Source organism: Prosthecobacter sp. (assembly GCF_046154365.1).
Lineage (GTDB): Bacteria > Verrucomicrobiota > Verrucomicrobiia > Verrucomicrobiales > Verrucomicrobiaceae > Prosthecobacter.
Genome location: NZ_JBJXFV010000089.1, coordinates 1 through 15,306 on the forward strand (window position 1 = coordinate 1; position 15,306 = coordinate 15,306).

Genomic DNA, 15,306 nt, shown 5'->3' on the forward strand with positions numbered 1-15,306 from the left:
TGCCGGCGTCGAACTTCGCCGCCATCTTGTCGCTCAGGTTAAAGCGGTCGCACGGCACGCCGGAAACATTCAGCAGCGTCGAGTAGAGCGCATTGATCGGACGTTTGCCATCGAGCTGGGTGAAGCAGCCAGTTTTGAAAATGCCGCCGCAGTTGCCGAGCAGCATCACCGGCCAGGTCGCGCCGGCGGTGTGTTGTTTGTCGGCGTTGTTGCTGGTGTAAACGATGAGCGTGTTGTCCATCATCGTGCCGCTGCCTTCGGGCACGCTTTCCAACTGCTCCATCAGCTTCACGAGCATGCGGCTGTTGTATTGGCGGATTTTGATCCAGATCGGATTATCCGGCTGCTCCATGTGCCCCAGATTGTGTCCTTGCTCCTCGACGCCGAGCCCTTTCCACGAACCAAAGATCTCGCCGCGGCCTGAGCCGATAGTGAGCACGCTGGTGATGCCAGATTTGAGCGCTGAGATGCCGAGATCCAGCAGCACGTCGTGCCAGTCGGTCTCGAACTGCGGCTTGGTGTAACGATCATCCACTTTCGGCGCAAACTTCCGCAGATGCTCGGAAACGCCGCCGAGACGCCCACGCAGATCATTGATGTCGTGGAAACCCTTCACGTATTGCTCGTAGCGCTGCTGGTCCGCCATCGGCAGGCTTTTGCCATCTGCGGCGGCGAGTTGCTCGATGCGGTCGAACATGCTCGAGCGAGCCTCATGCTGCTTGCGGATGTCCCCATCCGAGATGCCGCCGTAAAGCATCTGGTAGAGGTGATTCGGGTTGGACTGCATGAAGATCGGCTGCCCGGCTCCACTGGCCGACAGGTTCGCGACCGTGGGCTTGGCCTTCATGTTCTCCATCGAGTCCATGCCGATGCAAAGATGAGGCATGAGCGTCTGAGGAAGCACTTTGCTCAATTCATAATCAATCGTGGGTCCGAGGGGCGGCGCACCATCGTCGCCGCGATACCCGCCAAGCGCGCCGAAAAAGGCACTGTGCGACGGGCTGGTGTGGAGACCATGGAGGCCGTTGATGATGTGCAGGCGCTCCTTGAAGGGTTCCAGTGCCTCAATGGGCTCCGGCAGCTTCGCCTTGGCCAGCGAACCGCTGCTCTTCATGCCGGCCGGGATGCAGGTCCTCGGATCAAAGCCCTGATTCTGGAGGAAAAAGATCACCCGCTTCGGCCCACCGGACACCCTGGCAGCCGCCTGGCTGATCCCAGGAAACAACGGTGATCCCAACGCAGCACCCGCCGTGGCCGCGAACTGACGGAGGAGATTTCGACGATTCATCATAGTGGCCCGTAAACGTGGCAAGGTCGGGCATATTTCATCGCAGTGGGTGCTCTCACTTCTTCGGCTTCGCGGCTTTACGTTCGGAGGCGTTGATGCTGACGGCGGGAGTCGGGTCGTTTTTGCCAGCGAAGGCATTCCATGCCTGCTGAAACACGGCGGCATCACGCACGTCACCTTCGGCGATGAGCCACTGGTAGCGGAGTTTGAAGGGAGCTTCAGCGGTGGCTTTGCCTTTCGGAAACATGCCGAAGCGGCCGTAATCGCGGTAGGCGGAGGTGGCGGTGTCCTTTGGGTTGTCGGGATGATTGAGAATCACCACGGTGAAGGTCTTGCCTTCGATGGTGAAGACCTCAGCAACCCAAGGCAGATCTTTGGCTTTGTGGGCGTCGATTTTTTCGCCGGGAAGGATGTAGGTCGTGCTTTGCGTGTCCACGAGTTCACTGGGGCGGAACTGGGCACCAGCGTGCTCGGGATCGCCGCTGATCTCGGCTTCGCCGTTGGCCGTTATGATCGCGCTGTTCATCTCGATGCCGAGGTAGAAGGGCTTTGCGGGAGTGGTGAAGGTGAAACGGCGCTCCTCCGTGAGAAAGGGTGCGGCGGTGTCGCCCTGCCAGTCGATGTGCGCGGTGAAAGTGTTGTCGCCAGGCGAGACCTTCGTCACGACCTGATCGCCGCCCTTCATGTGCCAGCGGTCATACGATTTGCCGGCGTAGGCGATTTTGCTGAAGCCGAGGAAGATGCCGCGATGGTGCGTGAAGCTGAAGCCCGGGCCTTTGGTGAGCCGCGTGGAGCCATCGGCACTGAAGACGTGCAGATACGGCTTGTAGGTGTCGTGGTGCTTCTCCGGCGTGCTGAGGTCATTCGCCATCATGAGCTTGGCGACGACTTTGCCGCCATGGGCAACAGCTACGTGGTCTTTTTCAGCGACTGTGATGTCAAAGGCGAAGGTGGGAAAGGCGAGGGCGAGGAATAGGAGGGTGTTTTTCATGAGAGGATTTTTTTGATGACCTTCGCTCCTTCGACGCCGGTGAGCTTGGCATCAAGTCCTTGGAACTTGAAACTGAAGGCGTCGTGCTGGATGCCGAGTTGATGCAGCATGGTGGCGTGGAGGTCGTGGACGGTGGTGATGTTTTCTTGTGCGGCATAGCCGAGGTCGTCGGTGGCACCGTAGGTGATGCCGCGCTGGATGCCGGCTCCGGCGAGCCACATGGACATGGCTTTGTTGTGATGATCGCGACCAATGGGGCCTTTGTTGCCCTGTGCCATCGGTGTGCGGCCGAATTCGCCGCTGAAGACGATGAGCGTGTCGTCGAACATACCACGCTGTTTGAGATCGGTGATGAGGGCCATGCAGGCGCGATCCACTTCTTTGGCGCGGAGCGGCAGTTCTTCCTTCAACAGGCTGTGGTGGTCCCAATCGCGATGGTAGAGCTGGATGAAGCGTGTGCCGCGTTCGGCAAGACGACGCGCGAGCAGGCAGTTGGATGCGAAGGAGCCGTCGCCGGGCGTGCAGCCGTAGAGTTCGAGCGTTTTGGTACCTTCGGCGCTCACGTCCATCAAATCGGGCACGCTGGCCTGCATCTGGAAGGCCATCTCATACTGCGCGATGCGTGTGGCGATTTCAGGATCGTCGCAGAGTGAGGCATGTTGTTTGTTGAGCGCATTGATCGCGGTCACATCCGCGCCTTGTCGCTCGCGTGTCACGCCATTGGGACTTGTGAGATACAAGACGGGATCGCCCTGCGAGCGGAGCTGCACACCTTGGAACTTCGATGGCAAAAAGCCGCTGCTCCACTGTCGCGCGGAGATGGGCTGCGGGTTGCGGCCTTTGCCGGTGGAGTTGAGCACGACGAAGCCGGGCAGATCCTCCGCCTCGCTGCCGAGGCCATAGGTCACCCATGATCCCATGCTGGGCCGTCCGGCGATTTGTGTGCCGGTGTTCATGAACATGTGCGCAGGATCGTGATTGATCGCGTCCGTGGTCATCGAGCGCACGAGGCAGATGTCGTCCGCGACGCTGCCGATGTGCGGCAGCAACTCGGAAAGCTCCATCTGGCACTTCCCATACTTCTGGAAGCGAAACATCGGCCCTTTGCACACGAGTTTCTGTCCCTGAAGCTGCGCGAGCTGTTGCCCCTTCGTGAACGACTCTGGCATCGGTTTGCCATCCATCTCCGCGAGCTTCGGCTTGTAATCAAACAGCTCCAACTGTGACGGCCCGCCCGCCATCGTGAGCCAGATGACGCGTTTGGCTTTCTGCGGGAACGGCAAGGTACCAAGCACTCCGCGTGATGCTGCGCGAAGAATCCCTGGGTTCAGAAGCGATGCCAGTGCGACTCTGCCCAGCCCCTGTGAGGCACGACCGAGGAAGACGCGGCGGGTGTGGGCGGTGCACGAGTTCATAGCGCGAGGTGGAATTGAAACTTGCCTTGGAAAACGATGTCAGCCATGATGATTGACATGAAAGCCAAAGCCGCAGCCAAGAAAGCCTCCCGACGCCCGGCTGCCAAAGTCGCGGCTCCCCGCCGTGTCTTCACCGTGCGTGACCTCAACCGCCAGCCACAGGCCGTTCTGAATGCCGCACGCAAGTCTGGAGGTGTACACGTGCATTCGCGCAGCGGTGAGAGGTTCATCTTGAAGCTAGATCCAGCGGCCAAATCTGCGGTTTCAGATGTCGAACATCGCCGTGCCTTCCACGAACGGCTCAAGCTTTTGCATGCTCGGATGCGTGAGGCCGGGAGTTCCGGCATCACGGAGGAAGGATGGGGCACATTCAGCAAGATGATTGCCGGAGAATCATGATCTACGCGGACACCAACTTTTTCACGACGCTCTACTGCCCAGGCCCGAGAGCGTCCGAGGCTGCGCAGTTGAATGAACAGGCTGCCGAAAGCGGAGCTGGGGCTTATCCGGTGACTTTGCTCTGCCGATTGGAATTTGTGAATGCACTTCAGCAGGCCGTGTTTGCCACTCGTCACGGTGTGCCCTGCTTCCATATCACTCCTGAACATGCGCTGGTTTTGGAGGCAGAATTCTACGAGCAACTTGCCGACGGAAAGTTGATGTATCATGCGACTCCATCTGAGCACGGGCTTGAACAACAATTTCATACTTTGGTTCACCGCCACACCGCCAAGGAGGGCTTCCGCACCTATGACGTCCTGCATGTCTCGTCCGCGCTGGTGCTGGGATGTGATACGTTTTGGAGCTTCGATGCGAAGGCGAAGAAGCTCGCGAAGCTGGAAGGCTTGGCGGTGAATTAAGTAGATTCGAGTGGCACTCGAATGCTCTGAGGACGCACGGCTTCGATTACCAATCGACGCTACGCAATCAGCTTCGTGTGATGGTTTCATGGAGATTCAGCAATACGCGGGCGACGTGCGTCCAGGCGGCGAGTTCGCTCTTGTTCAGATTCGCGGGCGTTGGCGCTGCGCCGGTTTGGAGCAGAGTTTCTGCGGCGGCTGTGTCCTTTTGATAATCGGCGAGGTGCCTCTCGAACAAGGCGGAGATCGTTTTCATCTCGTCAGCACTCGGCTGGCGCTGCAAGGCCTGCTGGCAGGCCCAGGTGATGCGTTTCGCAGCATCTCCTTCGGTTTGAAGGATGCGGGCGGCGAAGGCGCGGGCGGCTTCGACATAGGTTGGGTCATTCAGCAGCACCAAGGCCTGTTGTGGGATATTGGAGCGGTTGCGCTCGGCGGTGCATTCTTCGCGGCTGGGGGCGTCGAAGGCGACCATCGACGGATGCAGGAAGCTGCGCTGCCACCAGGTGTACATGCCGCGACGATACAGGCTCTCGCCGCTGTCGTTCTGCCATTCGCGAACGGGGAAGTTGAGGTTCTCCCAGTATTTGGCGGGCTGGTAGGGCTTCACGCTGGGGCCGCCGATCTTCGACACCAGCAAGCCGGAAATGGCGAGGGCGTTGTCCCTCACGATTTCGGCGTCCAGGCGGAAGGCGCTCTGGCGGGCGCACTCTCTATTATATGGATCGGCCTGATCCGTCTGATCAGACGGATGGCTGGTCTGTTTGTATGTCTCGCTGCTCACGATGACGCGCACCATGTGCTGGAAGTCCCAGCCGCTGTCCATGAACTCACAGGCGAGCCAGTCGAGCAGCGCGGGATTCACGGGTGGCTCGCCCTGCGCGCCGAGGTCATCGAGAACCTTGCTCAAACCTGTGCCGAAGAGCTGTTTCCACAGGCGGTTCATGACGGTGCGGGCGGTGAGCGGGTTGTCTTTGGAGACAAGCCACTGCGCGAGATCGAGACGTGTGAGATCGCGGCCTTCGATCTTCGGTTTCGGCAAGTAACTGGGCAGCGCGGCCTTCACGACTTCGCCGCTTTCATTCATCCAATCACCCCGCGGCAAGATGCGCACGGTGCGCTTGGCCGTGTCGCTTACGGAGACGATGCACTTGGGCGAGGCGGCCTCGAAGTCGGCTTTTTCTTTCTCGGTGGTGGCGAGCTGGGTGCGGAGGGCGGCGAGTTCGGGCGCGATCTGCTTGTAGGCGGCTTCGAGTTTCTGCTTCTGCGCTGGCGCACGTTTCTCCGGCGTGACTTTGAGGATGTCGGCGATGTCTTTGGCGGGTAGCGAAGTGTTTGGAGCGCGAAGCGGCTTCGGAGAGGTCGTGGTGTTGAGGCGGAGATTGGCGATCTCGTGATTTTCGCCATACGCAAAAGTAAGCGTGAAGGTCACCGACGTGTCGGCGTCCGTAATCGGCTCCGCAAGTTCGAGGTAGAGCGACTGATCCGCGCCCGAGCCGCCGAGCACACCCCAGCCGTTGTCCTTCTTATTCGCGATGCCGTCGATGACACTCGCTGCGGCAAGTTTCGGCTGCGCAAACGTGGCGCTGGCATGTGAGACGGCGAGCTTGGCCGGCTTGTTCTTTCCGCCGGTGGAAAGCGCGACTTCGCTGAGCACGAAATTGCCATTCGAGGCGAGACCGATGCCGGCAGACTTGTCCTTTAGTGCATCAATGCGGAAGCCCGTGACGCCTTGCGGCATCTTGGCCGTGATCGTGTAGGTTTCGGTGCCGTCGTTCTGTTTTCGCTCCGTGCGCTTCGCATCGACGGTGCCGCGCACGATGCCGTCCTTGTCGGCTTTGAGGACGATGTTCTTCTTCGCCGATGTGGCGGTCGCTGGCTTCAAAGGCTGCCATAATCCGCTGGTGACCACGGCTTCTAGCGCCTGCTTTTCCCACACGAGCTGCGCCGGAGCGAGTTCGGGGCGTGGCTTGGCAAAGTCAGCCTGCAAGGCTGCGAGACGCTTCGCGATGTCCGCCTGCTTCTTCTCGCCATCAGCATCAAGCACCGTCATGCCGGCCTCGCGGCGGCCGATGAGCGGTTCCTTGATGTCGGCGAAGAAGGCGCCGAGTTGGTAAAAGTCACGGGAGGTGATGGGATCAAACTTGTGATCGTGGCACTGCGCGCAGCCAGTCGTTTGGCCCATCCACGCGTTGCCGATGGCGCGGACGCGGTCGGTGAGCATGCGCTGCTCGTAGTCCTTCGCCTGTGCGCCGCCTTCCTCGGTGGTGAGGATCAGCCGGTTGAAGGCGGAGCCGACTTTTGTCTCTTGATTCGCGTCCGGCATCAAATCTCCGGCGATTTGCTCGATGGTGAAGCGGTCGAAGCGCTTGTTGGTGTTGAAGGATTTGATGACGTAGTCGCGGTAAGGCCAGACGTTGTGCGAATTGTCGCTGTGGTAGCCGATGGTGTCCGCGAAGCGCACCACATCGAGCCAGGCGATGGCCATGCGCTCGCCGTAGTGCGGGTTTTGGAGGATGCGATCTACCAGGGAGGAATAGGACTCAGAGGACCTATTCGACTTATGGGACTCATGATCGAAGGCGGCGACTTCATCGGGTGTGGGAGGCAGCCCCAAGAGGTCAAAGTAGATCCTGCGGATCAGCGTGCGTGCATCGGCCTGCGGCGCTGGTTTTAGGCCTATCTCCGCGAGACGCTTCTGCACCAACACATCCACCCCATTCTTGCCTGCCGGGATCACCGCTTTGATCGGCTTTTCATACGCCCAGTGCTGCTGATAGCCCGCGCCCTGTTCGATCCACTTTTTCAGAATGTCTTTCTGCCGCTGCGTGAGCTTCTTGTGCGTGTCCGGCGGCGGCATGAGGTCATCCTCATCATCGGTCAGGATGCGTGCCACGAGTTCGCTCTCTTTCACCTTGCCCGGCACGAAAGCCTTCGCCGTGATCGCTTCTTCACGAATATCGAGCCTCAAATCAGCTTCGCGATGCTTGGGGTCGTTGCCGTGGCAGTAGAAGCAGTTGTCGCTCAAAATGGGCCGCACATCGCGATTGAACTCGATTTTGGCCGGGACGGGCGGTTCGGCGGCGCTGACGCTGATAGTGGTGAAAGCCGTGATGAGGAGGGTTTTGTTCATAAAATCCGGGGGCCAAGAATACGAAGGAACTGCCGGTGATATTCTCACAATGGACATGGCATATCCAGCAGTGGCTTAAATGGCCGAAACCACATCCGCAACCGGCTGCAGAACCGTGTCTCCCGACACCCGTGCTGGCAGCGAAGTCAGAATGACGCAGGTCGTGTCTGACTCAGGATCGGCCCAGGCGAGCGTGCCGGTCGATCCATTGTGCCCGAAGGACTTCATCGAGCAGCTTTTGCCAAAAAATTTCGGTCCAAGCGCGAAACCGATGCCGCGACGAGCCTCGAGGCCTTCGGTGTGATTTTGGATCATCAGCCGTGCCGTTTCCTCGCGCAGCACCTTGCCCTCGGGATGCAAAAAACTGCCAAGAAAACGCGCCACATCGCCCGCAGAACCGTGCGCACCGCCCCATGGTGCGGCGAGGTTTCGCCAATAAGTGCTGTTCCAGTCCCACGCGGCAGCCTTGGGATCACCCGCGCCAGATTCAGGCGCGGCGTGCTCGGTTTGGCAGCGGATCGTGTCTTCGAGCTTGAACTTGCCGAGACCGAGGGTGCTGCTCGTCATGCCGAGCGGCGCGAATACTTCTTTGGCGAGAAAATCCGGCAGCTGGGTCTTCGTGAGGCGCTCCACGATCTCCGCCGCCAGCAGGATGCCCATGCTTTGATAGTGATACTCCGTTCCCGGAGTGAACAGCAGCGGTGTGCGGATGGCTCCGCGAATAAAGTCAGCCAGCGGCGCGTGATTCGAGCGCAGTTCGGTGTTGTTCTTGAGCTGGTCGGGCAAGCCGGAGGTGTGCGTGAGCAGTTGCTCGACGGTGATGTCCTTCCGTGCGCCTTCAGAGAAATCGGGAATGAATTTCATCGCCTTGTCGCTCAATCGCAGCTCCCCGCGATCCGCCAGCACCATCACGCCCGCCGCCGTCATCGTCTTCGTGATCGAGGCGAGCAGGAAGATGGCGTCCGCATCCTTGGCGCGGCCAAAGGCTTGTTGAAACGTGTCCTGGCCACGTCGCACATGCAGCACCGCAGATTCGAGCACTCCGGCATCGACTTGTTTCTGGATGATCTGGGCGGCGGTTTGCATGCGGTCGGTGTTCGCGCTGTGGGTTCTCATCGCAGCGAGGCTGGCGAGCAAGGTCATGAGTGAGCGGCGGTTCATGGCACGTCACTCCATCACCGCAAACTCTGGCGAGAGCAACAACGCCTGGCACAACTCCTCCCAGGCGGTGAGTGGCTTGGCGGGCGCGTTGGGATTGGCGAAATCGACGCGGGCGTCCCAGCGCTGATTCATGCCGGGCATCGCGGGCATGTCGGCGGTGGGCATGGTGATGCTGGGGCTCCATTGGTAGGGGCCGGCATCCTTGTCGGTCTGGCTGCTGACGATGAAGTCGAGGGTGTCGCCCTTTTTGACCGGCACCTTCGCGAGGTCGGTGCAGAGAGATTGCGCTTTGGCTTTCCATTCGCCGAGTTCGCCGCTGCGGCTGCTGATGATTCTTGCGATGACGCCTTCGGTCTTCGCGTCGGTATGCGTGAGTTCGGCGGTGATGTTGATCTCGCCATCGAGCGGCGCGATCCAGCGGCGGATGCTGCTCATGGAGGTGGTGAGGCCGGAATCGCCGCCCATGGCATCGACTTTGACTTCGCTGGGTTTGCCGTCGGTGGTTTTGAGCGTGCCTTTGAAGGCTTTGCCATCGAAGGCCGTGAGACTGGCGAACTTCGCGGTCTGCTTCGAGGCGGCATCAAACGTGCCGTAGCCGTATTGCCAATCCTGCGACTCGGGATGCACGAGATCGTTCTTCGGATAGGCGGCGAGGTAGTCGTGCGCGCGCTGCATTTCCTTGTCCGTGGGCTGACGCTGGAACACACGGCGATACAGGTCCTCGATGCGGCTGTTGTCGTCCGGAAGGTCTTTGGTGAGCGAGGCGGCGAGTTGTTTGGCGCTGTCTGTGAGTAGCGGACTGTTCATCAAAATGAGCGCACGCGGTGTCAGCGCGGTGCGGCTGCGTTTCGGCGCGCTGAAGTTCGGATCGGGAAAATCAAAGCTGCGGTAAATCGAGGGCAGTGTTTTGCGATCGACGAAGGCATACACGGTGCGGCGTGTGGTGTCGGCGATCTTCTCGGGCTTGCCGCCGAGATCGGGTTTCAGGCGGCCTGTGACGGCGAGCAAGGTGTCGCGGAAGGGCTCGAGATCGAGCGGGCGTATGGGGAAATCGGCGCGCTGATAGGCTGTGGTGAGCATGAGGTGCTTGTGCAGCTTCTTGAAACTCCAGCCATTCTCCATGAACCACGCAGCGAGGTGATCAAGCAGCGGTTGGTTCGTGGGTTTGTCGCCACGGAAGCCGAAGTCGCTCGGTGTGCCGACGATGGCCTCGCCAAAGTGCCAGCCCCAGACGCGGTTCACGATGACGCGGGCGGTGAGCGGATTGCTTTTGTTCGCAATCGCCTGCGCAAGCTGAAGGCGTCCGCTTTTGTCTTTCGGGAAGGGTTCCGGCGAGATGTGTTTCAGCGCGGTGAGGAACTGGCGTGGTGCTTCGGGGCCTGGCGTCTGCGGATTGCCACGGATGAAGACCTTGCCGTCATACATCTTGTCGGCATCGACAAAGGTCATGGCACGCGCAGGTGCGCCGGGATGGTTTTGCAGTTCGGTGAGTGCCTTGGTGACGTTGCGGCGCAGGCCTTCGGCGACATCACGGTTGGCATAGAGTTTGTTGGAGATGAAGTCTTTGCCAGGGAAGTAAAAGGGCGAACTTTCCTCAGTGAAGATGGCTCGCAGGCTCTGCGCTTCGGCCTCTGGCAGCGGCTTATCTTTCTCCACGGCGCTGAGGCGGTCGATGGCATTGTATTCGAGTTCTTTGAGCGGCAAGCCGAGTTCATTTGCGCTCGGAACACAGGCAGCTTTGAGCTGCTCGCGCCATTTCTCGGCCCACAGGACATCGACCTCGTTTGTGTAGAGATGATTGTAGATGTCGGCGACTTCGCGGAGGTTTTTCGGGGTGGCTTTGGCAAAGCTGCGGGCGACGGCGGGGTGCAGTTTTTTGTCGGCGTTCTTCGCGAAGGTTTCGCACAAGGGTTTGGCCTGCGTGGCGAACTCAGCCTCGGGCAGCGCGGCGAGCTTGATCCATGGCGTGAAGAACTCGGGATGGGTCGGCACCCACTTCTGCCACTTCTGCACGAGTCGATTGTGCACGCCCGTGCTCAGTGAGCGGGGAATGAGGATGTCAGGTCCGACGTTTTTGTCTTCGTAAATGGTCTTCAATTTCGCCTCCTGCGCGGCCTGCAAGTAGTCGCCCACGCGGCACCGCAACGCGGCGAGGGAGCGATCCGCCTCGAAGGCGATGACGCGGATGTATTCGGTGCGGGCCGCTTTGTTTTTCTCGGCGTATTCGCGCACCTGCGGGCTGTCAGGCTGTGGCAGCGCGGGCTGGACGTCAGGCTCCTTGCTGCTCTTGAGCACGGCGATGAGACCGTAGTAATCCTTGGTCGTGATCGGCTCCAGCTTGTGGTCGTGGCAGCGCGCGCAGCCGATGCTCAGGCCCATGAGGCCGCGTCCGATGACATCAAGGGTGTCATCCAAAGTGTCGTCATCCAGCCTGCGATCCTTGCGCCGCCCGAGGCCGAGGAAACCCATGCCGGCGAGCGTGCGCGTGTCCTTCGCGGTGTCGAGTTGATCAGCGGCGATTTGTTCGAGGATGAAGCGGTCGTAGGGCTTGTCGTCGTTGAACGCCTTGATGACATAGTCGCGATAAGTGAAGCCGTTCGGATAGCTGTCATCGCCATTGAAGATGGCTCCCATGTTGTCGGCATAGCGAGCGACATCGAGCCAGTGGCGGCCCCAGCGCTCGCCATAGCGCGGGTCGGTGAGGAGCATGTCGATGAGCTTTTCAAAAGCCTGGGGTGAGTTATCGGCGACAAAGGCATTCACCTCCGCATACGTCGGCGCGATGCCGATGAGGTCGAGGTAGGCGCGGCGGATGAGCGTGCGCTTGTCGGCGAATGGTTTGCCCTTGGTTCCAATCAAATCATCAAGGGACGCAGGCTTTGGAGCGACGACGGGCTGGAAGGACCAGTGCTTCTTCGAGCCTTCGAGGTGCTGCTCGATCTTCGTCAGCGTGCGAGGGCCGCTGCGGGGATCGGGAGCGCCTGCTTTGATCCATGATTCGAGATCGGCGATTTGGGAGTCGCTGAGTTTCTTCTTCGGCGGCATTTGGAGGTCTTTGTCCTCCCACTTCACGGCTTGGAGAAGAAGGGATTTCGATGGATCGCCGGGGGCGATGGCGGGGCCAGTGTCGCCGCCTTTGAGCGTGGCGTCTTTGGTGTCGAGGAGGAGGTTGCCCTTCTGCTTTTTGTCTGCGGAATGGCACTCGTAGCAGTGTTCAACGAGGATGGGGCGGATTTTGGATTCGAAGAGGTCTTCGGAGGGGCCGGCAAAAAGATGGGCGGTGAAAGATAAGAGGATCAGAGTTCCCCATCTTTTACCGCACATCTTTTTGCCGTTTAGAACCTCAGCGGATGGTCGTGAAGGTGACATGCTTGTGAGTGATGTTGGCCCAATGAATGGCTTTGAGATTGGTGTGCTGAAGAAGGCGGCGTGCATGCACCTCGAAAGCCTCCAGCCGGTCAGGGAAGGCAGTGAGCTTGAAGGCCACATCAGGAGCCAACATGCGCATTTTTTGATCATGCAGATGTCCTTTGGCTCCCATCACTGGCACGGGCAGAAGAACATGCTCCTCGCCACCAAGAGAGTGCGTTAGCGCCTCTTCGTAAAGCCCCGTCTCAAGGCCAGAACCCCAGTCGTGAATCATGCTGATCAGTTGGTCATGGAAGAAGTCCGCTGCTGCAACGGTAGGATCAAAATGCGTCGTCTCCACGGATGGATTTCGCAGCTCTTCCAGCCGCAGGTGGCAATTCACAAATTCATCACCGACTCGCTCGGGCCGGACATTGATGATCTTGCCGTGCGGGAGGTCAAAGAGGAGCAGGTAGTTGATGGTTTGACCCCGATGGCGTGGGACGATGGCCTCGGCTGCTTTGAATTCGAAAATGCCGCGTTTGTGGGCGAGGACGTCGAGTTTGTAGAGCTTCGAGAAGGTGCCATGGGAGACAGTCACGGGTAACTCTAACTCCATGCCGGGGATGCGGTCGGCGAGTTCGCGCTTATAAACGGCTTCGTCAAAGAAACGACCAAACTCGTTGTGGATGTCATAGACGCAGTTCATCACGTCATAGGCGATCTGACCGAACTCAGACTGAGTCGGGCGGATGGTTTCGGTGGTTCGGATGATGGGCATAAGCTTGCAGTTGGAAGGCAAAAAGATGGACAGGCAAAAAATGAAAACCATTTTTCTGCCTGAACATCTTTTTGCCTTAACTCAGGACTCCTTTCACGATATGCCCATACACATCGGTCAGCCTGAAATCCCGCCCCGCATACCGATACGTCAGCTTCTCATGATCAAAGCCCAGTAGGTGCAGAATCGTCGCGTGCAGGTCATGCACATCGACTTTATTCTCGACTGCCAGCGCTCCAAAGTCATCCGTGGAGCCGTAAACGGTGCCCGGTTTCGAGCCGCCACCGGCCATCCACATGGTGAAGCCTCCAGCGTTGTGATCGCGACCGATGCCTTTTTTCTTCGCCACGTCGTTGTTGTCACTCGTTGGCGTGCGGCCAAACTCACCGCCCCAGAGGATCAGCGTGTCCTTGAGCATGTCGCGCTGCTTGAGATCGGTGAGCAGCGCATGCAGGGGTTGATCGGCGGCGGAGCAGAGTTCGCGATGACGTTCGTCATTCAAATCATGCGTGTCCCAGTTGTTGTGATAAACCTGCACGAAGCGCACGCCGCGCTCGACGAGACGCCGCGCGAGCATGAGTTGGCGGCCCATTTCGGTATCGCCGTAGAGATCGCGCATGGTTTTCGGCTCGCGGGTGAGATCAAAGGCATCGGTGGCCTCCACCTGCATGCGGAAGGCAGTTTCGAAAGCACTCACGCGACCTTCGAGCAGTGCATCGCCCGGATGCTTCTGCGCAAAGTCCTCGTGCATCTGGCGCATGAGATCGAGTTGGCGGCGTTGCTCACGAAGTGAGGTGGTGCCGCTGCGGATGTGTTCGATCATCTTTGTCACAGATGGGTCTTTGGTCGGAATGCCGGTGCCGCCGCACCACGCGGGCAGGAAGGCATTGCTCCACTGCTTGTCCCCGCTGCTCGTCGTGCCGTTCGGCGACAGCGACACGAACCCCGGCAGGTTTTGATTTTCTGTGCCAAGGCCATACACAGCCCACGATCCCATGCTGGGCCGCACGCTGGCAAACTCGCCGGTGTTCATCACGAGCTGCGCTGGCTCATGCACGCTCGTCTTCGTGTGCATGGAGCGGATCACGCAAAGCTCATCGGCATGCGTTGCCAGCTTCGGGAACAGCTCGCTGATCTCCATGCCGCTCTGGCCGTGCTTCGCGAACTTGAAGGCCGAGCGCTGCAGCTTCCCGCTGAGCCGTCCCATGCCGCTCGCGACTTCACCTGCCGCTTTTTGGTAATCCTTCATCACGTCATCGGCCATTTTGCCGTGATATTTCTCCAGCGCGGGCTTCGGATCAAAGGTGTCCACCTGCGACGGCCCGCCCTCACAGAAGATGTGGATGACGCGCTTCGCCTTGGCCGCGAAAGGCGGCTGCTTCGGTGCCAGCGGAGACAAAGCCGGAGCCTCCGCCGCCATGCCGAGTTCCTGCATCAGCGACGCCAAACCAAGCCCGCCCAGGCCAAAGGCGCTGCGCGTGAGAAAATCACGCCGCGTGGTGATGGGGCGGGTGCTGGAGCAAAGACTGGGATTCATGATCGAACCATACGCGGCGGCGGCCTCTGATTTTCGTGACCTTGTGCCAAAACTTCCTAAAGTGCTTTAGTCTCAGCCACTCGTCGAAAGCTTCGACCGCATCCGCGCACTCTTTGCCGATCAAAACCAAAAACTCGCCCGCCGCATCACCGTGGCCACTACGGCGAGCCTGCTGCTACACGAGCTGCAAAAGCCGCTCGAACTCTACCGCAAGCGCCATCCTGATGTGCAGCTCTCCTTCATCGACCGCCCTTCCGCGATGGCGCGCAAGCACCTCGAAGATGGTGAGGCCGATGTGGCGATTGTCGGTCAGATCGATGCGTTAAAGCATCCACGCATCGAGGTCACACCCGTCACCGCCTATCCCTTCGTGCTCGTGTGTCCTGTGGGGCATCCGTTGCTCAAAGCGAAGACCTTGAAGCTCCCTGACCTCATCAAGCAGCCCCTCGTGCTTCCAGGTCCAGGCGCCAACTCACGCCGCCATGTGCAAGACGTCTTCGAAGCGGCCGCTTTGTGGCAAAAGGCCAACGTCGCGCTCACCGCGAGCACCTTCGACATCGTGGTCGGCTACGTGCGCATGGGCTTCGGCATCAGCGTGACCTCGGTAAGCCCGATGATTCTCAAAGAAGCCACCCAGGGCCACAGCAGTTACCGTGGCGTGGCTTTCCGCGATCTTTCGAAGCTCTTTGGCCGTGAGGAGGTCGTGGTGCTCCATCGCAAAGCGAAGGTCGAGCTGCCGCATCACGTCGCGTTCCGCGAGATCGTGGTGAAGGCGCTGCGCGATGATTGATTCAT

Annotated in this window: 11 protein-coding genes; 3 read left to right on the forward strand and 8 right to left on the reverse strand. The window is 59.6% G+C overall.

The genetic code is table 11. The annotated features are described in order from the left end of the window. The 3 genes from ACKVY0_RS11455 to ACKVY0_RS11465 form a co-directional block, all read right to left on the reverse strand. Window positions 1-1,291: DUF1552 domain-containing protein (locus tag ACKVY0_RS11455; RefSeq protein WP_409214952.1), on the reverse strand; the 1,291-nt coding region annotated here is incomplete at its 3' end. A 52-nt stretch (window positions 1,292-1,343) separates the two neighbouring features. Then, a complete protein-coding gene (locus ACKVY0_RS11460; protein WP_409214953.1) occupies window positions 1,344-2,279 on the reverse strand; it encodes a DUF6807 family protein in 936 nt (311 codons plus the stop codon). Then, window positions 2,276-3,694 carry a DUF1501 domain-containing protein gene (locus ACKVY0_RS11465; RefSeq protein ID WP_409214954.1) on the reverse strand — a complete coding sequence of 473 codons (1,419 nt, stop codon included), beginning with the start codon at window positions 3,692-3,694 and terminating at the stop codon, window positions 2,276-2,278. The genes ACKVY0_RS11460 and ACKVY0_RS11465 overlap by 4 nt, the downstream gene beginning before the upstream one ends. Window positions 3,695-3,751: 57 nt before the next feature. Here ACKVY0_RS11465 and ACKVY0_RS11470 point away from each other — a divergent pair, with 57 nt between their 5' ends. Both ACKVY0_RS11470 and ACKVY0_RS11475 read left to right on the forward strand, forming a co-directional pair. Continuing rightward, the gene (locus ACKVY0_RS11470) at window positions 3,752-4,093 is read left to right on the forward strand and encodes a hypothetical protein (RefSeq protein ID WP_409214956.1); all 342 of its coding nucleotides are present in this window, start codon (window positions 3,752-3,754) and stop codon (window positions 4,091-4,093) included. Continuing rightward, window positions 4,090-4,554, forward strand: a complete 465-nt coding sequence (locus tag ACKVY0_RS11475; protein ID WP_409214957.1) for a type II toxin-antitoxin system VapC family toxin — start codon at window positions 4,090-4,092, stop codon at window positions 4,552-4,554. The genes ACKVY0_RS11470 and ACKVY0_RS11475 overlap by 4 nt, the downstream gene beginning before the upstream one ends. 67 nt (window positions 4,555-4,621) lie before the next feature. Here ACKVY0_RS11475 and ACKVY0_RS11480 read toward each other — a convergent pair whose 3' ends face one another. From ACKVY0_RS11480 to ACKVY0_RS11500, 5 genes are all read right to left on the reverse strand, one after another. After that, window positions 4,622-7,684, reverse strand: a complete 3,063-nt coding sequence (locus ACKVY0_RS11480; protein WP_409214958.1) for a PSD1 and planctomycete cytochrome C domain-containing protein — start codon at window positions 7,682-7,684, stop codon at window positions 4,622-4,624. Between the two features lie 75 nt (window positions 7,685-7,759). Continuing rightward, window positions 7,760-8,845, reverse strand: a complete 1,086-nt coding sequence (locus ACKVY0_RS11485; RefSeq protein WP_409214959.1) for a serine hydrolase domain-containing protein — start codon at window positions 8,843-8,845, stop codon at window positions 7,760-7,762. Between the two features lie 6 nt (window positions 8,846-8,851). Next, window positions 8,852-12,214: a PSD1 and planctomycete cytochrome C domain-containing protein gene (locus ACKVY0_RS11490; RefSeq protein ID WP_409214960.1), complete on the reverse strand. Its 3,363-nt coding sequence runs from the start codon at window positions 12,212-12,214 to the stop codon at window positions 8,852-8,854. Further along, on the reverse strand, window positions 12,189-12,974 hold the full coding sequence (locus ACKVY0_RS11495; RefSeq protein WP_409214961.1) for a GxxExxY protein: 786 nt from the start codon (window positions 12,972-12,974) through the stop codon (window positions 12,189-12,191). The genes ACKVY0_RS11490 and ACKVY0_RS11495 overlap by 26 nt, the downstream gene beginning before the upstream one ends. Before the next feature lie 76 nt (window positions 12,975-13,050). After that, window positions 13,051-14,511, reverse strand: a complete 1,461-nt coding sequence (locus tag ACKVY0_RS11500) for a DUF1501 domain-containing protein (RefSeq protein ID WP_409214962.1) — start codon at window positions 14,509-14,511, stop codon at window positions 13,051-13,053. A gap of 100 nt (window positions 14,512-14,611) precedes the next feature. On the opposite strand from ACKVY0_RS11500, the gene ACKVY0_RS11505 reads away from it, so the two are divergent. Then, a complete protein-coding gene (locus ACKVY0_RS11505) occupies window positions 14,612-15,301 on the forward strand; it encodes a LysR family transcriptional regulator substrate-binding protein (protein WP_409214987.1) in 690 nt (229 codons plus the stop codon). Window positions 15,302-15,306: the final 5 nt, after the last annotated feature.